Source organism: Ensifer adhaerens (assembly GCF_020035535.1).
Lineage (GTDB): Bacteria > Pseudomonadota > Alphaproteobacteria > Rhizobiales > Rhizobiaceae > Ensifer.
Map to the genome: position 1 here is coordinate 3,467,809 of NZ_CP083349.1, position 23,164 is coordinate 3,490,972.

Genomic DNA, 23,164 nt, shown 5'->3' on the forward strand with positions numbered 1-23,164 from the left:
TGAGGCGTACCATTCACCGAACGAAGGGAACCTCGCGGCGGGTTTGCTCGTAACGGCGCAATGCGGCGGCATCGGGCGACAGATCGGTCAGCCCTGTCTCCTTGGCGAGTGCAATGAGCTCGTTGATCGAGATGGCGTCGCCCTCGGCAATCTTTGCAAGAGCAGCACCGATCAACGACAGGCCGTGTTCGACACGGTCGCGCAGATCCGAGAGCGCCGATTGCTGGACGACAAGCGTTTGCCCGAGATCGGGCGCGGTGCCCGCGAGCAATTCAGTAATCCGGGTGAGGCTGAGTCCGAGCCGCTTCAACGCCAGGATCTCGGTGAGCCGTTCAATATCGGAGGCGCCGTAGAGCCGCCAGTTCTTCTCCGTCCGCCGGGGCGTTATCAGGCCTCGGTCCTCATAAACGCGAAGGGCTCGGATCGTGAGACCGAGGCACCCGGCGCATTCGGCGGCCGACAAGAGTTCATTCTGGTTCGCGCCCATGAGGCCTCCTTGAAACGTCTTGTAAGATATGACCTTGGGTCCGGCTCAAGCGGTATTTGCGAAGTTTTGGCGGAGATTTGACCAAGAAGGACGGCGAGGCGCAAAGGACGAGGCAAAACCTGTATGCCGCTGCGTGGAATTGCCGCTTTCTGAAACCTACATCGGCATCAGGCCGCACGCGCGCCACTATTTGTTTCAGTCTTTTTCAGGTGGTTTCCTTGTCCTCTCATTTTCCGCATCCCGAATTGCCCAAACAATTCCTACCGCTTGTCGCCGGCTACCGATGGAACCGCGACCTGCTCGGCCAGTCGGCCTCGAGCATCTTTCTCTTGAAGGCACCGGATCGCCCGATGCTGGTGCTGAAGGTCGAGGCGGCCGGCCCGTTCGGCGAATTCGTCGACGAGGCGGAGCGGCTTGATTGGCTGGCGTCTAGAGGCGTGCCCTGTCCACGAGTGGTCGCCCGCACCTTCGATGAAGAAACGAACTGGCTGCTGCTGCGGGCCGTCGAAGGCACGGACCTTGCGTCCACGACGCTGTCGCCAAAGGATCAGATCGTCATCCTCGCAGACGGCCTGAAACACCTGCATGCGTTGGATATAGCGGACTGCCCCTTCGATCACCGGATCGAAAAGCGCATCGCCATCGCGAAAGCACGCACCCAGGCCGGTGTGATCGATGAAAGCGATTTCGACGAAGCGCGACTCGGCCGCACGGCGGCAGATCTCTTTGCCGAACTTCAGGCCCGAATGCCCAAGATTGGCGAGCTTGTCGTCACCCACGGCGACGCCTGCCTGCCGAACATCATCGAGAAGCATGGCCGTTTTTCGGGTTTCATCGATTGCAGCAGGCTCGGCGTCGCCGATCCCTATCAGGACATAGCGCTTGCCTGCCGCAGCATCGCCTACAATATCGGCGAAGAGTGGATCCAGCCGTTTCTGGCGCGCTACGGCATCGACAAGGACGACGCGGAGAAGCGCGACTTCTACTGCCTGCTCGACGAGTTCTTCTGATCACCACTCGACGAGCACACGTCCATTCAGCGAAAGGCCCGCAACGCCCTCAGGCGGCGTTGCGGGCCTCGATGCTCAGATCGACGATGTCGGCATCCTCGATCGCGTTAAAGAGCGCCCAGATATGGCCGAAGGGATCGATGAAGGCGCCGACGCGATCGCCCGTCGACAAGGTCTCGGCCGCATTCCGCAGGCTCGCACCGGCACCGATCGCCCGGCCGATGACGCGATCGACATCGCGCACGTGCAATTCCAGGATGACCGCCGTCGTGCCGAGCGCATGCGGCGAGCGCGGCCCGCCGAGCTTGGGCTCCGCATCGCGGCGCGGGTTGGCCCCGGCAATCCGGAAAACCGATTCCCCAATCCTCAAGTCCGCACTCGTCAGAATCCCGCTCGGCCATTCGTGCCGCTGCAAAAGCTCGGCGCCGAGCGCCTCGCGATAAAAGGCGATGGCGCGATCCTCGTCGCCATGCCTGACAAACAGCTTCACACAGATCTGCCGATCGGCAAGCCTGCCGCCATTGGCAACCATGACATCCTCCATCTTGGGTGAGGCGCACATCATAGCGGAACATGAGAACAAATCAAGAACAATTCGACTCGAAACAGCGTTTTTGCGTCGGTTCGAAGCACCAGAAATACTCAGGATGCGCCGGTCATCTTGCTGGTTTTCAACAGGATATTCGTTTCCGTCACGGTGATGCCATCGATCAGGCGGATGCGCCGCAGTGTCTCGTCGAAGGAGACGAGATCCCGGTCCTGCAATTCGGCGATGAAGTCCCAGCGGCCATTGGTGCTGTGCAGCGCCCTGACCTGCGGCAAGCCGCGCAACTGCTCTGCGACACGGTCCGCCATCTTGCCATGCACCTCGATCATGACGACGGCACGGACGCCGGAGGTAGGAATCTCGGCACCGGTGCGGATGGTGAAGGCGGCGATCGTGCCATTGGCGACGAGCCTGTCGATGCGGGCAGCGACGGTCGCCCGCGATACGCCCGTCAATTCCGATAGCGTGGAAACGGGAATGCGCGCATTCTGGCGCAAGGCGCTGATGAGCGCCTGATCGAGATCATCCATACCTGACACTTTGCAACATGATGCTTATCAAGTTGCCGATTTTACCTCACTAATCGGCAGTTTTCCATCTTTTTGCCGACATGCATTTTGGCCATAATCCGCGCAATCCCAACCGGGAACACACGGAATTATCTTGAGAAGGAATCGGGCGGATATGACGACCATCACGCTGATCGGCGCACCCATCGAGGAAGGTTCTGGACGACGCGGCGCGGCCATGGGGCCTGCGGCGCTACGCATCGCCGGCATCGACACGGTGCTGCGCGAACTCGGCCACACGGTTCATGACGAGGGCGACGTCAAGCCTCTGCCGGCCCGTGATCTCGCCAACCACCCGGGCGCCAACAACCTGCAGATCGTCGCCGCCTTTGCGCGTGCGCTGCACGATTCCGTGCACGACACGGTTCGCAAGGGCCATTTCCCGATCATCCTCGGCGGCGACCACGCGCTCTCCATGGGCAGCGTCCCCGGCATGGCCCGCTATGCCGCTGAAGTCGGCCGGCCGCTGTTCGTGCTGTGGCTTGATGCCCATGCAGACTTCAATTCTCCGTCGACCTCCCCCTCCGGCAACATGCACGGCATGCCGGTCGCCTATTTCTGTGGCGAAGCGGAATTCGCACCGATTCTCCCTGCAGACCGCCCGCTGGTCGACCCGAAGAACGTCTTCCAGGTCGGTATACGTTCGGTCGACGACCGCGAACGCGAAGAGATCACCGAGCATGGCGTACGCGTCTTTGATATGCGCGCCGTCGACGAGCTCGGCATGGCCCACATAATGCGCCAGATCCTCGAAGAGGTTCGCGCCGCCAACGGCCTGCTGCATGTCAGCCTCGATGTCGACTTCATGGACCCGGAACTCGCGCCCGGCGTCGGCACCACCGTTCCCGGCGGCGCCACCTTCCGCGAAGCGCACCTGATCATGGAAATGCTTTGGGAAAGCGGGCTCGTTTCCTCGCTCGACGTCGTCGAGCTCAACCCTTTCCTTGATGACCGCGGCAAGAGCGCGCGCATCCTGGTCGAACTGACGGCGAGCCTCTTCGGTCGCCGCGTGCTCGACCGGCCGACCCGCAGCGCCTGAGACAATAAACGGAGGACGATGCATGAATACGACGGCAGCCCTGATTGAAACCGAATACCGGCTCGGCGCGCATAACTACAAGCCACTCGACGTGGTGCTCTCGCGCGGCGAAGGCGTCTACGTCTGGGACATGGAGGGCAATCGCTACCTCGACTGCCTCTCGGCCTATTCTGCTGTCAACCAGGGCCACTGCCATCCGAAGATCCTGCAGGCGATGATGGAGCAAGCGCAGAAGCTGACGCTCACCTCCCGCGCCTTCCGCAACGACCAACTCGCGCATTTCTACGAAGAAATCGCAGCGCTGACCGGCTCGCACAAGGTGCTGCCGATGAACTCCGGCGCCGAAGCCGTCGAGACCGCGGTCAAGGCCGTGCGCAAGTGGGGCTACGAGGTCAAGGGTGTGGCCGAGAACCGCGCCGAGATCATCGTCTGCTCCAACAACTTCCACGGCCGCACCATGGGCATCGTCGGCTTCTCGACCGATCCGGACGCCCGCACCGGCTTCGGCCCGTTCGCACCGGGCTTCAAGGTCGTGCCCTTCGGGGACATCGAGGCCTTCCGGGCTGCGATCAACGAAAACACCGTCGCTTTCCTGGTCGAGCCGATCCAGGGCGAAGCCGGTGTCATCGTCCCGCCGGTCGGCTACTTCACGACGGTACGCGAACTCTGCACCAGGCACGGCATCACGCTGATCCTCGACGAAATCCAGACCGGCCTCGGCCGCACCGGCAAGCTGCTTGCCGAGGAGCACGAAGGCATCGAGGCCGACGTGACGCTGATCGGCAAGGCGCTGTCCGGCGGCTTCTACCCGGTCTCGGCCGTGCTTTCGAATTCCGAAGTACTCGGCGTGCTGAAGCCGGGCCAGCACGGCTCCACCTTCGGCGGAAACCCACTCGCCTGCGCCATCGCCCGCGCAGCGTTGAAGGCGCTGACCGAAGAAGGCATGATCGAAAACTCGGCACAGATGGGCGAGCGCTTTCAAAAGGGCCTCACCGACATCCGCTCCAACATCATCAAGGACGTGCGCGGTCGCGGCCTGATGCTGGCAGTAGAACTCGTCCCGGAAGCCGGCGGCGCCCGCAGATATTGCGAAGCGCTGAAGGAACGTGGCATCCTTGCCAAGGACACCCACGGCGACACCATCCGCATCGCCCCGCCGCTCGTCATCACCGCCGATCAGGTGGATTGGGCGGTCGAGCAGTTCGCGGCCGTCCTCGCCTCCGCCTGATATCGGCTCCGATCTGCCCCGATCGTTTTCGGGGCAGATCGTCCTTGAAGCGAGCAATTCCGGACGGAAAACCGCTTCACACTTTTCCTGGAACTGCACTAAGCACTTGCAAAAGCAAGTCTTAACGAATCCCGGCCTATAGTCCCTTCCCAAAGCGCAAAGCGGTTCCTCCGCGCATGATGCAGCTGCGCCCCGCCGGATGTGATCGGCGGACTGTAAGGATTTCTCCCCGACGGAACATCGCCGCGCTCTCACGCGCCGGCAGCCATGCGGAGACATCTCGAGTTTGGCGATGTCGCGCCCACGGGCGTCGACCGGAAAGCTGGAAGGACCTTCGATGACAAGCACACTCAGGACGGCTGGTTTCGACGGCGAGACGCTGGAGATCATTGCGTTCCGCCTCCACGATCAGGAATTCTGCGTCAAGACCACGACGATCCGCGAAATCCGCGGTTGGGCGCCGTCGACCCCAATTCCGCATTCGCCGCCGGAAGTAATCGGTGTCATGAACCTGCGTGGCACGGTGATCCCGATCATCGACCTCGCCCACAAGCTCGGCATGAAATCGACCACCGCCAACGAGCGCAGCGCCATCGTCGTTGCCGAAGTGCACAACATGGTGATCGGCCTCGTCGTCGATCGGGTCTCCGACATCCTCACCGTTCAGGGCAGCCAGGTGCAGCCTGTGCCGGAAGTGACCGCATCCTTCGACAAGAGCTTCGCCGAAGGCATCATCGCCAACGAGAACGGCATGATCTGCTTCCTCAATCTGGCACGCATGTTCAAGGAACGTGAGGTCGAAGAACTGGCCGCCTGACCCCGTATCGGCCTGCCACAAGCTATCTCAAGGCCATCCTGCACACGGCAGGGTGGCCTTTGCTTTTTTCATTGCCGACTCGGCAACCATTGAGAATTAGAAATAAAGAATCCACTAATTCAACTAGGATGTGACATGTGAGTTTTTGCAACTGAAATTTGACAGTTGCTATTTTAACATCCGCTTAATAGTCCTGTTACTAACCTAGATTGCATAAACACGGCGCCTTGGGCATGAAGCCGGCAGTTCGAACTCTCCCAACGAAGCACGAAGCCGCTGACCCGGAAGGGCCGGCCGTAGAACGGACCAGACATTTTCGGCAAGCCGGCCTTTGTCCTTGTCCAGAGAGTTGCGCCGCTTTGGCCCCGCAAGCCCTGTCGACAGCACGCACGAACACCGGTCTGAACCACGAACCAGATCAGAGGGTTATCATGTTCACTCTCGGAAAAATCGCGGATGCGAGCCAGATCGTCGCCGCACTTTCAAAATCGCAAGCCATCATCCAGTTCGACCTGACCGGCAAGATCCTGACCGCCAACGAGAACTTCTGCCAGGCACTCGGCTACACCCTCCAGGAAATCGTCGGCCAGCACCATCGCATGTTCTGCACCGCCGACTATGCCCAGACGCAAGAGTATCGCGACTTCTGGGCCCGGCTCGGCCGCGGCGAATTCGACGCCAATGCCTACAAGCGCATCGCCAAGGGCGGCCGCGAAATCTGGATCCAGGCGACCTACAACCCGGTTTTCCGCAACGGCAAACCCTATAAGGTCGTGAAGCTTGCAACCGACATCACCGCGGCCAAGGCGCGGGCGACCGAGGACGCCGGCAAGCTCGACGCGATCTCCCGCTCGCAGGCGGTGATCGAGTTTACGCCCTCGGGCGAGATCCTGACCGCCAACGAAAACTTCTGCGCCGCCCTCGGCTACAACCTCCAGGAAATCCAGGGCAAGCATCACAGCATGTTCTGCGAGCCGAACTATGCCCGCACCGCCGAATATGCCGACTTCTGGAAACGTCTCGCCGCCGGCGAGTTCTTCTCCAACGAATTCGTGCGCTACGGCAAGGGTGGCAAGGAAATCTGGATCCAGGCCGCATACAACCCGATCCGCGACTTCAGCGGCAAGGTCTACAAAGTGGTCAAGTTCGCGACCGATGTCAGCGAGCGCATGAGCGCGATCAACAGCCTCGGCGCCGGCTTGAGAGCCCTCGCCGAAGGCGATCTAACCCGCAGCCTCGACACGCCCTTCGTGCCCAGCATGGAAACGGTACGGACCGACTTCAACGATGCGACCGCCAAGCTGCGCGAGGCAATGCGCACCGTCGGCGACAACGCCAGCGCGATCGCTTCCGGTGCCCGCGAGATCCGCGCCGCCGCCGACGACCTGTCGAAACGCACGGAGCAGCAGGCTGCCTCCGTGGAGGAGACCGCCGCAGCGCTCGACGAGATTACCACGACGGTCGCCGACTCCAGCCGCCGTGCTGAAGAGGCGGGCGGGCTGGTCGCCAAGACCAAGGCCGGCGCCGAGCGCTCCGGCAACGTGGTCAAGAGCGCCATTGGCGCAATGGGTCAGATCGAACAATCGTCCCGCGAAATTTCCAACATCATCGGCGTCATCGACGACATTGCCTTCCAGACCAACCTCCTGGCGCTCAATGCAGGCGTCGAGGCGGCGCGGGCCGGAGAAGCCGGCAAGGGTTTTGCGGTCGTCGCCCAGGAGGTGCGCGAACTGGCGCAACGATCGGCCAGCGCGGCCAAGGACATCAAGGCACTGATCGGCGCCTCGACCGAACACGTCAAGAACGGCGTGTCGCTCGTCGGCCAGACCGGCACAGCCCTCGAAGAGATCCTGACCCAGGTCCAGGAAATCAACGCCAACGTCTCGGCGATCGTCGAGGCCGCCCGCGAACAATCGACCGGCCTCAAGGAAATCAACCAGGCGGTCAACTCGATGGACCAGGCGACCCAGCAGAACGCCGCGATGGTCGAAGAAAGCACGGCCGCAAGCCACGCCATGGCCCGTGAAGCCGAAGCCTTGCACGAACTGCTGAGGCAGTTCCGCTACGGCCATGAAGCCCAGATCATCGACGCGAATCGCCACTTCGACGATCGCGCGCAGCCAACCCGGCTGCATTCAACCGCCCGCGCCATGCGCGGCGGACAAAGAACAAGCCTTGCCGCGGCACCGGCCGCGGATGGCTGGCAGAATTTCTGAGCGCACATCCCTGCACCCCGCGCTCGGGAATGGGGAAGGCGGCGACCGGTCGTCGCCTTCCCTTAAATCTTTTCAGGAGAAGTGCTCGTTTGGAAAGCGCTCTATCGGCTGAGCGCGTAGAGCCTGCCGCGGTGGCGAAGGTAGGTTAAGCGGCTTCCGGACGTTTGATCTTCGGCGCCGCTTCCAGCACCAGCGGCGTCAGCCCCTCGCCGCCCTTGTCGATGTGCTCGAACAATTTGCGCCGCATGCGCGGCTCCCAGTATTTGTTGATATGGGTTGCGACGCCCTGGGCCGCCTCGCTCTGCGGCTGGCTTTTGAAGAAAGTGGCGATCTGGTTCGCCATGTAGATCAGCTTGGCGTTGGTGTTGTCATGCGACATCGGCTACAGCTCCGGACTTGATACGTTCGGCATGGGTGAAAATCTCGAATTCATCGCCGCGCACGAGCGCAATCAGCGTCATGCCCGCGGCTTCGGCCGTGCGGATGGCAAGCGCCGTCGGTGCCGAAATGGCGATGATGACGGGGCTGCCGACGACGGCCGTCTTCTGCACCATCTCGACGGACACCCGGCTGGTGACGACGACGGCGCCCTCGCTCCCCTTGAAGCCGGCGCGCGCGGCAGCACCCACCAGCTTGTCGAGGGCATTGTGGCGACCGACATCCTCACGGACTGCGATGAGCCCGCGGCCCGGGACGTAGAAAGCGGCACCGTGCACGGCGCGCGTCTCGAAATGCAGCGGCTGCTGGCCGTTGAGCAGCGACACGGCCGAAACCACATCCTCTTGCGACAGCGTCAGCTTCGAGCGGGAAACATCCGGCGTCGGCCGCACCGCCTGCTCGATCGATTCGATACCGCAAAGGCCGCAGCCGACCGGCCCCGCCATGTGGCGGCGGCGCTTGCGCAGCATGTCGTTCTCTTCGTCCTGAAGCACGATCTGCAAGTCGATGCCGAGATTGCCGGCGACCGTCTCGGCGACGACCTCGACCGTTTCGATCTGACCGGGATCGGTAATGATGCCCTCGGTCAGGCTGAAGCCGACGGCGAAATCCTCGAGATCACCGGGTGTCGCCATCATCACCGCATGGGTCGAACCACCATAGCTGAAGGCAATCGGCGTCTCCTCGGGCACGGCACGCGCGCCGTCCCGAAGCGCGCCGTTGCGGCGGGCGGCCTCGGGTACGGTCTTGGATGTTTTAAACGTCGCCATGATCGATCGCGGTGCGAGCCGTCACTCCGCCGCCTCCAGCTTGCCGGAAATCCGGCGCGACTGGCGGGCTTGCTCGTCGTAATCCTGTTGCCAGTCGGACGGCCCGTTCGACGGCATCACCTGCACCGCGGTCACCTTGTATTCCGGGCAGTTCGTCGCCCAGTCGGAGAAGTCGGTGGTGATGACGTTCGCCTGCGTCGTCGGATGGTGGAAGGTCGTGTAGACGACGCCGGGCGCGACGCGATCGGTGATCAGCGAGCGAAGGGTCGTTTCTCCCGCACGGCTGGTCAGCCTGATCCAGTCGCCGTCACGGATGCCGCGCTGTTCGGCATCGTGCGGATGGATTTCCAGGCGGTCTTCCGCATGCCAGACGACGTTGTCTGTGCGCCGCGTCTGGGCGCCGACATTGTACTGGCTGAGGATACGGCCTGTCGTCAGCAGCAACGGGAAGCGCGGGCCGGTGCGTTCGTCCGTCGCAACATATTCGGTGCGGATGAACTTGCCCTTGCCGCGCACGAAGCCATCGACATGCATGATCGGCGATCCCTCGGGATGCGCCTCGTTGCAGGGCCACTGCACGGAACCCATCTTCTCGAGATAGTCGTAGGAAACGAGCGCGAAGCTCGGTGTGGTCGCGGCGATCTCGTCCATGATCTCGGAGGGGTGGCGGTAGTTCCAGTTGAGCCCCATCGCCTGGGCGAGCTTCTGCGTGACTTCCCAGTCGGCATAGCCGTTCTTCGGCGTCATCACCTTGCGCACCCGGTTGATGCGGCGCTCCGCATTGGTGAAGGTGCCGTCCTTTTCGAGGAACGTCGAGCCCGGCAGGAAGACATGCGCATAGTTGGCCGTCTCGTTGAGGAAGAGGTCGTGCACGACGACGCATTCCATCGCGGCGAGGCCGGCGGCGACATGCTTGGTGTCCGGGTCGGACTGCAGGATGTCCTCGCCCTGGATGTAAAGGGCCTTGAAGGTGCCGTCGACCGCGGCATCGAGCATGTTGGGGATGCGCAGGCCGGGCTCGTTGGAGATCTCGACGCCCCAGAGCTTCTCGAAAGTCTCGCGGGTCGCGTCGTCGGAGATGTGGCGGTAGCCCGGCAGCTCGTGCGGGAACGAACCCATGTCGCAGGAGCCCTGCACGTTGTTCTGGCCGCGCAGCGGGTTCACGCCGACGCCGGGCCGGCCGATGTTGCCGGTGACCATGGCGAGGTTGGCGATCGCCATGACCGTGGTCGAGCCCTGGCTGTGCTCGGTAACGCCGAGGCCGTAATAGATCGCGCCGTTGCCGCCGGTGGCATAGAGCCTGGCCGCGCCACGCACGAGATCGGCCGGTACGCCGGTATAGGCTTCCGTCGCTTCCGGGCTGTGCTGCGGCTCCGCAACGAAGGCTGCCCAGTCTTCATATTCCGACCAGTCGCAACGCTCGCGGATGAACTTTTCGTCCGAGAGGCCTTCAGTGACGATCACATGGGCGATCGCCGTCAGGATCGCGACATTGGTGCCGGGTTTCAGCGGCAGGTGATAGGCGGCTTCCACATGCGGCGAGCGGACGATGTCGGTGCGGCGCGGATCGATGACGATCAGCTTGGCGCCTTCACGCAGCCGCTTCTTCAGCCGCGAGCCGAAGACCGGATGACCGTCGGTCGGGTTGGCGCCGATGATGACCGCGACATCGGTGAATTCGACCGAATCGAAATTCTGCGTGCCGGCCGACGTGCCGAAGGCCTGGCCGAGACCGTATCCGGTCGGCGAGTGGCACACGCGGGCACAGGTGTCGACATTGTTGTTGCCGAAGCCGGCGCGCACCAGCTTCTGCACCAGGTAGGTCTCTTCATTGGTGCAGCGCGACGAGGTGATGCCACCGACCGAATCGCGGCCGTACTGATACTGGATCCGCCGGAACTCGGAAGCCACATGCGCATAGGCCTCCTCCCAGGTGACCTCGCGCCAGGGATCGGAGATCTTCTCGCGGATCATCGGGTTGAGGATGCGGTCCTTGTGGTTGGAATAGCCATAGGCGAAGCGGCCCTTGACGCAGGAATGGCCGCGGTTCGCCTGACCATCCTTCCACGGCACCATGCGCACCAGTTCTTCGCCGCGCATTTCCGCCTTGAACGAGCAGCCGACGCCGCAATAGGCGCAGGTCGTCACGACCGAATGCTCGGGCTGGCCGATCTCGATCACCGACTTCTCGGTGAGCGTCGCGGTTGGACAGGCCTGCACGCAGGCGCCGCAGGAGACGCATTCCGAAGACAGGAAGTCTTCCGCCATGCCGGCCGAAACGCGGCTGTCGAAACCACGGCCGCCGATCGTCAGCGCGAACGTACCCTGCACTTCCTCGCAGGCGCGCACACAGCGCGAGCAGACGATGCATTTGGCGGGATCATAGGTGAAGTAGGGATTGGACTCGTCCTTCGGCATCCACTTGGCGTTGATCTCGCCATTGTTGCGCGCCGTCACGTGGTTCTCGCCCTCATAGCCGTAGCGCACGTCGCGCAGCCCCACGGCGCCGGCCATGTCCTGCAACTCGCAATCGCCATTGGCCGCACAGGTCAGACAGTCGAGCGGGTGGTCGGAGATATAGAGCTCCATCACCCCGCGCCGCACATCCTTCAGACGCGGCGTCTGGGTGGAGACTTCGATGCCGGCTGCGACCGGCGTCGTGCAGGATGCCGGCATGCCGGCGCGTCCCTTGATCTCGACGAGACAGAGCCGGCAGGAGCCGAACGCATCCATCATGTCCGACGCACAGAGCTTCGGCACTTCGATGCCGGCATCCATCGCCGCCCGCATGATCGAGGTACCCTCGGGCACAGTAACCTCGCGCCCGTCGATCTTGAGCGTCACCAGCTTTTCGGACTTCGAAGCAGGAGTGCCGTAGTCGATTTCATGAATGAGAGACATGGTCTTCCTCCTCACTCCGCCGCTTCAACGCGCGGTGCCGGCTGAAAATCATCCGGGAAATGGGTCATGGCGCTCATGACGGGATAGGGCGTAAAGCCGCCCAGCGCACAGAGCGAACCGAACTTCATCGTGTTGCAGAGATCGGCGAGCAGTTCGCGGTTCTTCTCCGGCTCGATGCCGGCGGCGATCTTGTCGGCGACCTCGACACCGCGCGTCGACCCTATGCGGCAGGGCGTGCACTTGCCGCAGCTTTCGACCGCGCAAAACTCCATGGCGAAACGTGCCTGGTGCAGCATGTCGACGGTATCGTCGAAGACGACGATGCCGGCATGGCCGATGAGGCCGTCACGCGCGGCAAAGGCTTCGTAGTCGAACGGCGTGTCGAACAGCGCCCGCGGGAAATAGGCGCCGAGCGGGCCGCCGACCTGCACGGCCTTCACCGGCCGGCCGCTTGCCGTGCCGCCGCCGATGTGATCGACGATCTCGCCGAGCGCCAGGCCGAAGGCGGTCTCAAAGAGGCCGGCATGCTTGACGTTGCCGGCGATCTGGATCGGGATCGTGCCGCGCGAACGGCCCATGCCGAAGTCGCGGTAGTAGGCAGCGCCCTTGTCCATGATGATGGGGACGGAGGCGAGCGAGATCACGTTGTTGATCACGGTCGGGCAGTCGAAGAGGCCCTTGTGCGCCGGAAGCGGCGGCTTGGCCCGCACGATGCCGCGCTTGCCTTCGAGGCTGTTCAGAAGCGCCGTCTCCTCGCCGCAGACATAGGCGCCGGCGCCGGTGCGCACCTCCATGTCGAAGGCACGGCCGGAGCCGAGCACCGAGGTGCCGAGCACGCCGGCCTTGCGGGCGATCTCGATCGCCTCGGCCATCGCCGCGATCGCATGCGGGTATTCGGAGCGGGTGTAGATGAAACCCTTGCTGGCGCCCGTCGCGATGCCGGCGATCGCCATGCCCTCGATCAGCACGAAGGGATCACCCTCCATGATCATCCGGTCGGCAAAGGTGCCGCTATCGCCTTCATCCGCGTTGCAGACGATGTACTTCCGGTCGCCCGCAGCATCGAGAACGGTCTTCCACTTGATGCCGGTCGGAAAGCCCGCGCCGCCACGACCGCGAAGGCCGCTTTCGGTCACCTGCGCGACAATGTCCTGCGGCGCCATGGCAATGGCATTGCGCAGACCGGCGAGCCCACCATGGGCCTGGTAGTCGTCGAGCGACAGGGGATCGATGATGCCGCAGCGGGCAAAGGTCAGTCTCGTCTGCTGCTTGAGGAAGGGGATGTCCTCGGTCTTCCCGAGACAGAGCGCGTGATCGCCGCCGTCAAGCAGGCCGGCATCCAGCAGCGAGATCACGTCGCGGGCCTTGACCGGGCCATAGGCAACACGGCCACCCGCCGTTTCCACCTCGACCAGGGGTTCCAGCCAGTGCATGCCGCGCGAACCGTTGCGCACGATCGTGGCATCGAGGCCGCGTGCGCCGATCGCCTCGGCCATGGCCTTGGCAACCTTCTCCGCACCGAGCGCTATCGCCGCGGCATCGCGCGGGATGTAGATCTTGGCCGTCATCGCCGGGCCTCCTGAACGAGCGCTTCGAGTTCAGCGGCATCGACCCGGGCATGCACCTCTCCGTCGAGCATGGCGGAGGGTGCGCAGGAACAGAGCCCGAGACAGTAGACCGGCTCCAGCGTCACGGCGCCATCCGGGGTCGTCTGGTGAAAATCGATGCCGAGCAACCGCTTCGCCCGCTCGGCAAGCTGATCGCCACCCATCGACTGACAGGCTTCGGCCCGACAGAGCTTCAGCACGTGGCGCCCGGCCGGATGCTCGCGGAAGTCATGGTAGAAGGTCATGACCCCGTAGACTTCGGCGCGCGACAGGTTGAGCTCGCGCGCTATCACCGGAAGACATTCCTGCGGCACATGGCCGAATTCTTCCTGGATCTCGTGCAGGATCGGCAGCAGCGGCCCTTCGAGCCCCTTCAGCGCCTCGACGATGGCGAGCGTGGTATCCGCGATATCGGCGCGCGGCTGATGGATATTCAACGGGAGCCCTCCCGGCTCGTGGGCGAGGCGGCGACACCCGAAACGGGCGAGCGGCCCAGCCGACATTTCACTTCTGGCGAAGGCCGTTCCTCGGCGGTCTCCGGCCATGATCAAAAAGCTTCGCGCTTATGGCCCCATGGGTCAATAAGGCTGTTCCGTCGATCGATAGAAAAAATCTATCAAGCCTGGTTTCGCTCGCCCAGGATACGCGCCTCGTGCAGCAAAGCGGAGACGAGTGGCGTAAACGGTTCGCGATGTGTCGCAACCAGGCCGACCGTGTGGCGGGCATCCGGATCGACGATCGGGATCATCCGGATATCCTCGTGAAAACCAAATGATTTCGCGACGTTGAACGGCATGATGCTGGCCCATCGGCCGGTGCGCACGTGCGAAAAAAGCACGATCATCGAGTTCGATTCGAGCGTCGGCTTGGCCACGGCGCCCGCTTCGGAAAAATGCTGGTTTATGATGCGACGGTTCTGCATGTCGGCCGTCAATAGACAAAGCCGAACGTCGCTAACCTCTTTCCACGTCACGCTTTCCCGCTCCGAAAGCGGCGTACCGGCGGCGGTGACGAGGTGGTAGCGCTCGACCTGAAGCGGAACGCTGGTCACCCGGCCGAGCGGCTCGTTCTCCAGATAGGTCAAGCCGGCATCGATCTCGAGGTTTTCGAGCAGCGCCAGGATCTGCACCGATGTCGTCGACAGCACGGAAAAGGTAACGTCCGGGTGCTTTTCCTGGAACGGCGCCGTCAGCATCGGCACCATGGCGAGCGTCGTCGGCACGGCCGCCAGGCGGATGTGACCGGAAAGACCCTTGCGCGCCGCCCGCATCTCCTCCCGCATGGTGCGGGTGTCGCCGACAATGCGCCGAGCCCATTCGAGCACCCGCTGACCCTCCGGCGTCAGCCCCTGGAAGCGCGAACCACGGCTGACCAGCATGACACCGAGCTGATCCTCCAGCTGGCGAATGGCCGCAGACAGCGTCGGCTGCGTCACCCCGCATTCCTCCGCCGCGCGACCGAAGTGCCGTTCGCGCGCAAGGACGAGGAACATTTCCAGCTTATCGATCATATCCGGCTTTCAGTTATTGTGGCTCTGCCCCTCACCCTGACCCTCTCCCCGCTTGCGGGGCGAGGGGACGTGGCGCTTCGCGTGGTAGCCCCTTCAGGATGCGAGCCCCGAATGGAGTGGACGAAGCCAGCGGACGCCGCAGCCGACTTCATCTACCGCTCAAACGATCAACTGGCCACCATTGACCTCGAGCACCTGCCCCGTGATGTAGCCCGACAGCGCATGCGAGGCGAGGAAGAGATAAGCAGGCGCACAATCCTCCGCCGTTCCAAGCCGCCCGAGCGGGATGGTCTTGCGGGTCGCCTCCAGTTTCTCCGGCGACGAATAGCGTTCGTGGAAATCGGTGGTAATCGTGCCGGGCGAGACGCAATTGACCCGGATCCCCTCGGGCGCGAGTTCGCGGGCCAGCGCCTTGGAATAGGTGGAAACGAAAGCCTTGGTCGCCGAATAGATCGAAGAGCCGGCGCTGCCCCCGGTCAGTGCCGAGATCGACACCGTGTTGACGACGGCCGGATGCGTGCCCTTGCGCAGGAGCGGCAGCATGGCCCGCGTCATCTCTACGACCGCCGTCTGGTTGAGCTGAACGACAGTCTGATACTGCTCGTCAGTGAGCTCCGCCGCGGGAAAGCGACCGACCATCGTGCCGGCATTGTTGATGAGGATATCGACGCTGCCGAACCGGCTGCGCACCACGTCGGCCAGCCCCTCGACACCACCGGGTGCCAGGAAGTCTGCAGTGGCGACGTGCGCCCGGCCTTCCGTTGCCGCCGATTCGAGAAAATCGGGCAATTCACCGATCGACCGGCCGGCATGAACCAGCACGTGCGCGCCGCAATCCAGAAACTGCCGCGCCACCTCCAGCCCGATGCCGCGCCCGGCCCCGGTGACGACGACGGTCATGCCTTTGAACAAGGCCGGATGAAACATGTCTTTCCCCTCTTCATTCCTCGGGCAGCGTCGCCCATCGCCGAAACGAATGCAACGCGCTCCGGCATTTTAAACCATGACGAAACCGGTTTCACGATAAACGCCGATTTAGGAAATTGCGCAGCTTTCGTTTTCGCATATTATGAAAGAAAACGAAAATGAGGAGGATGGAATGTATCTGACAGGTCGGCAGGCGGAGATTCTGGAATTGGCAAAAAGCGAAGGTCGTGTGCTCGTGGAAGAGCTGGCGCAGCGCTTTTCCGTGACCCCGCAAACGATCCGAAAGGACCTGAACGATCTCTGCGACGCCAAGGTTCTGAACCGCATTCACGGCGGTGCGATCTTCCCGAGTGGCAAGGAAAACGTCAAATACGATGCCCGCCGCCAGATCGCGGCGCCGGAGAAACAGGCAATCGGCAAGGCTGCCGCCGAGCTCATCCCCGACAATGCCTCGCTCTTCATCAATATCGGCACTACGACGGAAGCCGTCGGCGAGGCCCTTCTCGACCACAAGGAATTGATGGTCATCACCAACAACATCAATGTCGCCAACCGCTTACGTGTTTTCCCCTCGATCGAGGTGGTGATCACCGGTGGCGTCGTGCGCGGCTCGGACGGCGGCATCGTCGGCGAGGCCGCCGTCGACTTCATCAAGCAGTTCAAGGTCGACTTCGCCGTCATCGGCGCCTCGGCGATCGACCATGACGGCGCGCTGCTCGATTTCGATTTCCGCGAAGTGAAAGTCGCGCAGGCGATCATCGCCAATGCGCGCCATGTCATCCTCGTTTCCGATTCGACCAAGTTCGAAAGAACCGCACCGGTGCGTATCGGTCATATCTCGCAGGTTCAGACCTTCATCACCGATCGTTGCACACTCGAAAACGTGAGAAAAATCTGTGCTGAACAGGACGTTCGGCTGATCGAAACCGACGCCTGAATCGGGAGGATTAGGCACCCCTAAAGATTCGGGGCGCATTCGTTTGACATTCGATATGTTTTCGTTTTAACTGATTTCACTTTCGCTGACGCATCAATTTGTGCATCGCGAAACGTGGAGGGGAAACAGCAGTGTCAGAGCAGGCAATCTACGACGTCTTCGTCATCGGCGGCGGCATCAACGGATGCGGCATCGCGCGCGACGCGGTCGGCCGCGGATATTCGGTCGCATTGGCCGAAATGAACGATTTCGCTTCCGGCACCTCTTCCGGCTCCACCAAGCTCATTCACGGCGGCCTGCGCTATCTCGAACATTACGAGTTCCGGCTGGTGCGCGAAGCGCTGATGGAGCGCGAAGTGCTCTGGGCGATGGCGCCGCATGTCATCTGGCCGATGCGCTTCGTGCTGCCTTATCACAAGGGTGGCCTGCGACCGGCCTGGCTCATCCGCCTCGGCCTCTTCCTTTACGATCATATCGGCGGCCGAAAGCTGCTGCCGGCGACGGCGACGCTGGACATGAACCGCGACCCAGCCGGAAAGCCGCTGAAGCGCCTGTTCAACAAGGCATTCGAATACTCCGACGGCTGGGTCAACGATGCCCGCCTCGTGGTCTTGAACGCCCGCGACGCAGCAGACCGCGGCGCCGTCATCATGGCGCGCACCCGTGTCGTCTCCGCGCGCCGCGACGGCGCGCTCTGGACGATCGAAACCGAAAACCAGGCGACGGGCGAACGCAAGACCCTGAAGGCCCGCATGCTCATCAATGCCGCCGGTCCCTGGGTCGATGCGGTGCTTTCCGGCGCGCTCGGCAAGAACGATGTCCACAATGTCCGCCTCGTGCAGGGCAGCCACATCGTGGTGAAGAAGAAGTTCGACGATCCGCGCGCTTATTTCTTCCAGAACCCGGATGGCCGCATCATGTTCGCCATCCCTTACGAAGAAGATTTCACGCTGATCGGCACCACCGATCGCGATTACGCGGGCAATCCCTCGGACGTCCGCATTAGCGACGCCGAGATCGACTATCTCTGCAGCGCGGCGAGCGAGTATTTTCTGGAGCCGGTAAGGAAAGACGACATCGTCTGGACCTATTCGGCCGTGCGCCCGCTCTATGACGACGGCGCCAGCAAGGCACAGGAAGCAACCCGCGACTACGTGCTGCGCGTCGAGGGCGACAAGGACACAGCCCCCCTGCTCAATGTCTTCGGCGGCAAGCTCACGACCTACCGCCGCCTCGGCGAATCCGCGCTGGAAAAGATCGGTGAAACGATCGGCGTCAAAGGGGCGAAATGGACGGCGGGATCGAAGCTTCCGGGCGGTGATTTTCCGGCTCAAGGCTATGCCGATGAGGTCGCAAGGCTGCGGAAACAATACTCTTTCCTTGCCCCCGCACATGCCCGCCGCCTCGTGCGCCTTTACGGCACACGCGCCGCGGCGCTTCTGGGTTCGGCTTCGAACGAGGCCGGCCTCGGCCACCGCTTCGGCGCCGATCTCTACGAGGTCGAGGTCCAGTGGTTGATGACGCAGGAATGGGCACGGCACGCCGAGGACGTGCTGTGGCGCCGGACCAAGTTGGGACTGAAGCTGACGCCCGGCGAGGCGGCAGCGCTGGAGGAATACATGCGGGGCGCGGCTAACGCAGCCGCCTGAGGACGCTCGCATTCAGAAGCATTTCCAGCGAAATCGCGCAGCGGTTTCTGCGTCCGGAGATGTGAAATACGACGACATGGAGCGTTTCCGCACGGCGTGGAAACGCTCTGGACTGCCGACAGGCTGGGTGGAGAATTCAATGCTTGAAATGAAGAAGATATCCAAGGTCGTGGGCGGGGAGACGCATATCTACCCGACCGACCTGGTGCTGGAGAGGGGGTCGCTGAACGTGCTGCTCGGCCCGACCCTTTCCGGCAAGACGTCGCTGATGCGGCTGATGGCCGGTCTCGACAAGCCCGCTTCCGGTTCGCTGACTTTCGATGGTGCCGACGTCACCGGCTTGCCGGTACAAAAGCGTTCGGTCGCCATGGTCTACCAGCAGTTCATCAACTATCCGGCGATGACGGTCTATGAGAACATCGCCTCGCCGATGCGCATCAGCGGCGCGGATGCTGCTACCATCGACCGCGAAGTGCGCAAGGCTGCCGATCTCCTGAAGCTGACACCTTATCTCGATCGCACACCGCTCAATCTCTCGGGTGGCCAGCAGCAGCGCACGGCACTCGCCCGCGCCATCGTCAAGAACGCCGATCTCGTGCTGCTCGACGAACCGCTCGCCAACCTCGACTATAAGCTGCGCGAGGAACTGCGCGAGGAGCTGCCGAAGATCTTCGCCGCGTCCGGCGCCATCTTCGTCTATGCGACGACCGAACCTTCGGAGGCATTGCTGCTCGGCGGCAATACGGCGGCCCTCAGCCAGGGCCGCATCACCCAGTTCGGCAAGACGATCGACGTCTATCGCCGCCCGGTCGACCTCATCACCGCCCGCACCTTCGCCGACCCGCCGCTGAACTGCATCGAACTGGTCAAATCAGGCTCCGCCTTCACGCTCGACAGCAAGTCCGTGCTCGCCGTTCCGGCGCATCTGGCTGGCATCGCCGACGGTCGTTGCACCGTCGCCTTCCAGCCGCATCACATCTCCTTCGACCGCCCCCAGGGCGGCGGCGATGCGCTCACCGTCAAGACGGCGATCTCCGAAATCGCCGGCTCGGAAAGCTTCATTCACGTCGGCTTTGCCAATGCGCGCTGGGTCATGCTGGCGCCGGGCATTCACGACATCGAACCAGACGCGACCCTCGAGGTCTTCGTCGATACCCGCCATCTCATGGCTTTCGGGCCGGATGGTCGCGCCATCGGCGGCACGGCCTAAAGGAGGCGCTGGGAGGAAAACATGGCACGCATCGACCTTGAACATATCCGCCACGCCTATGGCGCCAAGCCGAAGTCGGAAAACGACTACGCGCTGAAGGAAGTGCATCACGAATGGAACGACGGCGGCGCCTACGCGCTGCTCGGTCCGTCCGGCTGCGGCAAGACCACGCTGCTCAACATCATCTCGGGCCTGATCAACCCGTCGGAAGGACGCATCCTCTTCGACGGCAAGGACGTGACGCATCTCTCCACGCAGGAACGCAACATCGCCCAGGTGTTCCAGTTCCCGGTCATTTACGACACGATGACGGTCTACGACAATCTGGCCTTCCCCTTGCGCAACCGGCATGTGCCGGAAGCCGAGGTCGATCGCCGGGTCAAGGAGACGATCGAGATGATCGGCCTTGGCGGCTGGGCGAAGAAGACCGCCCGCGGCCTTACCGCCGACCAGAAGCAGAAGATCTCGCTCGGCCGCGGCCTCGTGCGCAACGACGTCAGCGCCATCCTGTTCGACGAGCCGCTGACCGTAATCGATCCCGAAATGAAATGGGTGCTGCGCTCGCAGATCAAGCGGCTGCACAAGCAGTTCGGCTTCACCATGGTCTACGTCACCCACGACCAGACCGAGGCGCTCACCTTCGCCGACAAGGTCGTCGTCATGTATGACGGCCAGATCGTGCAGATCGGCACACCGGCGGAACTCTTCGAGCGCCCGCGGCATACCTTCGTCGGCTACTTCATCGGCTCGCCGGGCATGAACGTGCTGCCGGTCAAGCTCGACGGCAGCACCGCGACGGTTGGCGGCGAGCAGGTGGGTCTCACCTTCCAGCCCAAGGTCAGGGCCGGCGCCAAGACCGAGCTCGGCATCCGCCCGGAATTTGTTTCGCTCAGCCGCGAAGGCATGCCGGTCGCGATCACCAAGGTCGAGGATATCGGTCGCCACAAGATCGTGCGCGCCCGTTTCGCCGATCAGCCGATCTCGATCATCGTCGATGAAGACGGCGAAATCCCTGCCGAGCCGCGCGTCACCTTCGATCCGAAAGCCATCAACATCTACGCCGATTCCTGGCGCGTCGGCGAGGAGGCCTGACCATGGAGAAAACCTGGAACAACAAGGCCTGGTTCATGGTGCTGCCGGTCCTCGTGCTGGTCGCCTTCTCGGCCGTCATCCCGCTGATGACCGTCGTCAACTATTCGATCCAGGACACCTTCGGCAACAACCAGTTCTTCTGGGCCGGCACCGACTGGTATGTCCAGGTGCTGACGTCGGACCGCTTCTGGGACGCGCTCACCCGCAACCTGATCTTCTCGGCGATCATCCTCGCCATTGAAATTCCGCTCGGCATCGTCATCGCGCTCAACATGCCGAAGAAGGGTCTCGGCGTGCCGGTCTGCCTCGTCCTGATGGCGCTGCCGCTCCTGATCCCGTGGAACGTCGTCGGCACCATCTGGCAGGTCTTCGGCCGTGTCGACATCGGCCTGCTCGGCCGCACGCTCGAGGCGATCGGCATCAACTACAACTACGTACAGAACCCGGTCGCCGCCTGGGTGACACTGATCGTCATGGACGTCTGGCACTGGACGAGCCTCGTCGTTCTGCTCTGCTATGCCGGCCTCGTCTCGATCCCGGACGCCTATTACCAGGCGGCCAAGATCGACGGCGCCTCGCGCTGGTCGGTGTTCCGCTACATCCAGCTGCCGAAGATGAAGCGCGTGCTTTTGATCGCCTTCCTGCTGCGGTTCATGGACTCATTCATGATCTACACCGAGCCCTTCGTCGTCACAGGCGGCGGCCCCGGCAACTCGACCACCTTCCTGTCGATCGACCTCGTCAAGACGGCCATCGGCCAGTTCGACCTCGGTCCGGCGGCAGCGCTATCGATCATCTACTTCCTCATCATCCTGCTGCTCTCGTGGATCTTCTACACCGTGATGACCACGAGCGACGCGCAGGGCTGACAAAGGCGGGAGGAGAAACAAAATGCAGACAAAACCGCTTACCGAACGCCTCTCCTGGCTGGTGCCGACGATCTACATCGTCTTCCTGCTCCTGCCGATCTACTGGCTCGTCAACATGAGCTTCAAGGAAACGAGCGAGATCCTGAGCACCTTCTCGCTCTGGCCGGTCAACCCGACGCTCCGGAACTACCAGGTGATCTTCACCGATCCCTCCTGGTACAACGGCTACATCAACTCGATCATCTACGTCGTCATGAACACGGTGATCTCGGTGACGGCGGCGCTGCCGGCAGCCTATGCCTTCTCGCGCTACCGCTTCCTCGGCGACAAGCACCTGTTCTTCTGGCTCTTGACCAATCGCATGGCGCCGCCGGCCGTCTTCGCGCTGCCCTTCTTCCAGCTCTATTCGGCCTTCGGCCTGATCGACACGCACATCGCGGTTGCCCTTGCGCACTGCCTGTTCAACGTGCCGCTCGCCGTCTGGATCCTGGAAGGCTTCATGTCCGGCGTGCCGAAGGAAATCGACGAGACCGCCTATATCGACGGTTACTCGTTCCCGCGGTTCTTCGTGAAGATCTTCATGCCGCTGATCGCTTCGGGCATCGGTGTCGCCGCCTTCTTCTGCTTCATGTTCTCCTGGGTCGAACTGCTGCTTGCGCGCACGCTGACGACCACGGACGCCAAGCCGATCGCCGCCACCATGACCCGCACGGTCTCGGCCTCCGGTCTCGACTGGGGCGTGCTGGCGGCCGCCGGCGTGCTCACGATCATTCCGGGCGCGCTCGTGATCTATTTCGTCCGCAACTACATCGCCAAGGGCTTTGCCCTGGGGAGGGTATGATGACCACTCAACCCGTTCGCAAGGCCCGCTGGCAACTGCCGTTTGCCGCCGTCCTCATCGTCTATGGTGCGGCCGCCGGGCTGCTCATGAGCATGCTGCCAATCAAGGACGGCGCGCGCGACTGGTTCGCGCCGCTGGTCGCCGGCGGCTGGATGGCCTGGTCGTTTCCATCGGCCATGTTCTTCCTGACCATCTTCGCACTGCTGTCGATGATGGCGGTCTGGGAATATGCCTCGCCGGGCGGCAATCCGCGCGTCGGCATCCTGCGCTTCGAGACGACACGGGGCGATCGGCTCTTCGTGTCGCTGCTCGGCAGCGCCTTCATTCACCTCGCATGGCTCGGCTTCGTCGGCGGGCAGAACCTGTGGTGGGCGCTCGCGCTCTCCCTGGTCTATGCCGTCGGCGTCTTCCGCTACGTCTGAGGCGAACCGATTTGAAGGGCCGCCTGAAAGCGGCCCTTCGAAAGCTAAAGAACCGCACTCGCAAACCTAAAGGGAGGG

General features: G+C 62.8%; 22 protein-coding genes. 12 read left to right on the forward strand and 10 right to left on the reverse strand.

The features are described 5' to 3' along the window. Nucleotides 1-13: 13 nt before the first annotated feature. Nucleotides 14-487 carry a MerR family transcriptional regulator gene (locus LAC81_RS16935; RefSeq protein ID WP_223725741.1) on the reverse strand — a complete coding sequence of 158 codons (474 nt, stop codon included), beginning with the start codon at nucleotides 485-487 and terminating at the stop codon, nucleotides 14-16. 218 nt (nucleotides 488-705) lie between these two features. Between LAC81_RS16935 and LAC81_RS16940 the strand changes: the two genes are divergently transcribed. Continuing rightward, the gene (locus LAC81_RS16940) at nucleotides 706-1,497 is read left to right on the forward strand and encodes an APH(3') family aminoglycoside O-phosphotransferase (protein ID WP_223725742.1); all 792 of its coding nucleotides are present in this window, start codon (nucleotides 706-708) and stop codon (nucleotides 1,495-1,497) included. A 49-nt stretch (nucleotides 1,498-1,546) separates the two neighbouring features. Here the strand turns inward: LAC81_RS16940 and LAC81_RS16945 are convergent, their stop codons facing one another. Together LAC81_RS16945 and LAC81_RS16950 are read right to left on the reverse strand one after the other, a co-directional pair. Beyond that, nucleotides 1,547-2,029 carry a VOC family protein gene (locus LAC81_RS16945; protein ID WP_104665588.1) on the reverse strand — a complete coding sequence of 161 codons (483 nt, stop codon included), beginning with the start codon at nucleotides 2,027-2,029 and terminating at the stop codon, nucleotides 1,547-1,549. Nucleotides 2,030-2,139: 110 nt separating this feature from the next. After that, nucleotides 2,140-2,574: an Lrp/AsnC family transcriptional regulator gene (locus LAC81_RS16950; RefSeq protein ID WP_223725743.1), complete on the reverse strand. Its 435-nt coding sequence runs from the start codon at nucleotides 2,572-2,574 to the stop codon at nucleotides 2,140-2,142. A 154-nt stretch (nucleotides 2,575-2,728) separates the two neighbouring features. Here LAC81_RS16950 and rocF point away from each other — a divergent pair, with 154 nt between their 5' ends. The 4 genes from rocF (at nucleotide 2,729) to LAC81_RS16970 (ending at nucleotide 7,913) form a co-directional block, all read left to right on the forward strand. Next, complete coding sequence (gene rocF, locus LAC81_RS16955) at nucleotides 2,729-3,652, forward strand: arginase (RefSeq protein WP_223725744.1); 924 nt, start codon at nucleotides 2,729-2,731, stop codon at nucleotides 3,650-3,652. Nucleotides 3,653-3,674: 22 nt separating this feature from the next. Next, nucleotides 3,675-4,880, forward strand: coding sequence for an ornithine--oxo-acid transaminase (gene rocD / locus LAC81_RS16960; protein WP_223725745.1), 1,206 nt, complete (start codon nucleotides 3,675-3,677; stop codon nucleotides 4,878-4,880). A 337-nt stretch (nucleotides 4,881-5,217) separates the two neighbouring features. Continuing rightward, on the forward strand, nucleotides 5,218-5,697 hold the full coding sequence (locus tag LAC81_RS16965) for a chemotaxis protein CheW (RefSeq protein ID WP_057255050.1): 480 nt from the start codon (nucleotides 5,218-5,220) through the stop codon (nucleotides 5,695-5,697). Nucleotides 5,698-6,128: 431 nt separating this feature from the next. Continuing rightward, entirely contained in the window at nucleotides 6,129-7,913 is a 1,785-nt protein-coding gene (locus tag LAC81_RS16970) for a methyl-accepting chemotaxis protein (RefSeq protein WP_223725746.1), read from the forward strand. Nucleotides 7,914-8,058: 145 nt separating this feature from the next. Here the strand turns inward: LAC81_RS16970 and LAC81_RS16975 are convergent, their stop codons facing one another. The 7 genes from LAC81_RS16975 to LAC81_RS17005 form a co-directional block, all read right to left on the reverse strand. After that, entirely contained in the window at nucleotides 8,059-8,292 is a 234-nt protein-coding gene (locus LAC81_RS16975) for a formate dehydrogenase subunit delta (protein ID WP_113541011.1), read from the reverse strand. Continuing rightward, the gene (gene fdhD, locus LAC81_RS16980) at nucleotides 8,282-9,121 is read right to left on the reverse strand and encodes a formate dehydrogenase accessory sulfurtransferase FdhD (protein ID WP_223725747.1); all 840 of its coding nucleotides are present in this window, start codon (nucleotides 9,119-9,121) and stop codon (nucleotides 8,282-8,284) included. The genes LAC81_RS16975 and fdhD overlap by 11 nt, the downstream gene beginning before the upstream one ends. 21 nt (nucleotides 9,122-9,142) lie before the next feature. Beyond that, a complete protein-coding gene (fdhF, locus tag LAC81_RS16985; RefSeq protein ID WP_223725748.1) occupies nucleotides 9,143-12,022 on the reverse strand; it encodes a formate dehydrogenase subunit alpha in 2,880 nt (959 codons plus the stop codon). Between the two features lie 11 nt (nucleotides 12,023-12,033). Next, nucleotides 12,034-13,590: a formate dehydrogenase beta subunit gene (locus tag LAC81_RS16990; protein ID WP_223725749.1), complete on the reverse strand. Its 1,557-nt coding sequence runs from the start codon at nucleotides 13,588-13,590 to the stop codon at nucleotides 12,034-12,036. After that, on the reverse strand, nucleotides 13,587-14,066 hold the full coding sequence (locus LAC81_RS16995; RefSeq protein WP_223725750.1) for a formate dehydrogenase subunit gamma: 480 nt from the start codon (nucleotides 14,064-14,066) through the stop codon (nucleotides 13,587-13,589). The genes LAC81_RS16990 and LAC81_RS16995 overlap by 4 nt, the downstream gene beginning before the upstream one ends. A 179-nt stretch (nucleotides 14,067-14,245) precedes the next feature. Beyond that, a complete protein-coding gene (locus LAC81_RS17000) occupies nucleotides 14,246-15,139 on the reverse strand; it encodes a LysR family transcriptional regulator (RefSeq protein WP_223725751.1) in 894 nt (297 codons plus the stop codon). 159 nt (nucleotides 15,140-15,298) lie between these two features. Next, nucleotides 15,299-16,066 carry an SDR family NAD(P)-dependent oxidoreductase gene (locus LAC81_RS17005; protein ID WP_223725752.1) on the reverse strand — a complete coding sequence of 256 codons (768 nt, stop codon included), beginning with the start codon at nucleotides 16,064-16,066 and terminating at the stop codon, nucleotides 15,299-15,301. Nucleotides 16,067-16,238: 172 nt separating this feature from the next. On the opposite strand from LAC81_RS17005, the gene LAC81_RS17010 reads away from it, so the two are divergent. From LAC81_RS17010 to LAC81_RS17040, 7 genes are all read left to right on the forward strand, one after another. Then, nucleotides 16,239-17,003, forward strand: coding sequence for a DeoR/GlpR family DNA-binding transcription regulator (locus LAC81_RS17010; RefSeq protein WP_077967971.1), 765 nt, complete (start codon nucleotides 16,239-16,241; stop codon nucleotides 17,001-17,003). Between the two features lie 131 nt (nucleotides 17,004-17,134). Then, the gene (gene glpD, locus LAC81_RS17015; protein WP_223725753.1) at nucleotides 17,135-18,652 is read left to right on the forward strand and encodes a glycerol-3-phosphate dehydrogenase; all 1,518 of its coding nucleotides are present in this window, start codon (nucleotides 17,135-17,137) and stop codon (nucleotides 18,650-18,652) included. A gap of 139 nt (nucleotides 18,653-18,791) precedes the next feature. Continuing rightward, nucleotides 18,792-19,862 carry an ABC transporter ATP-binding protein gene (locus tag LAC81_RS17020; RefSeq protein WP_223725754.1) on the forward strand — a complete coding sequence of 357 codons (1,071 nt, stop codon included), beginning with the start codon at nucleotides 18,792-18,794 and terminating at the stop codon, nucleotides 19,860-19,862. A gap of 21 nt (nucleotides 19,863-19,883) precedes the next feature. Further along, nucleotides 19,884-20,954 (forward strand): ABC transporter ATP-binding protein, encoded by a 1,071-nt coding sequence (locus tag LAC81_RS17025; RefSeq protein WP_223725755.1) that lies wholly within the window; start codon nucleotides 19,884-19,886, stop codon nucleotides 20,952-20,954. A 2-nt stretch (nucleotides 20,955-20,956) separates the two neighbouring features. After that, on the forward strand, nucleotides 20,957-21,823 hold the full coding sequence (locus LAC81_RS17030) for a carbohydrate ABC transporter permease (RefSeq protein WP_223725756.1): 867 nt from the start codon (nucleotides 20,957-20,959) through the stop codon (nucleotides 21,821-21,823). 22 nt (nucleotides 21,824-21,845) lie between these two features. Further along, nucleotides 21,846-22,664: a carbohydrate ABC transporter permease gene (locus tag LAC81_RS17035; RefSeq protein WP_113540999.1), complete on the forward strand. Its 819-nt coding sequence runs from the start codon at nucleotides 21,846-21,848 to the stop codon at nucleotides 22,662-22,664. Next, nucleotides 22,664-23,086, forward strand: a complete 423-nt coding sequence (locus tag LAC81_RS17040; RefSeq protein ID WP_223725757.1) for a DUF2160 domain-containing protein — start codon at nucleotides 22,664-22,666, stop codon at nucleotides 23,084-23,086. Before LAC81_RS17035 ends, LAC81_RS17040 begins: the two co-directional genes overlap by 1 nt. Nucleotides 23,087-23,164: the final 78 nt, after the last annotated feature.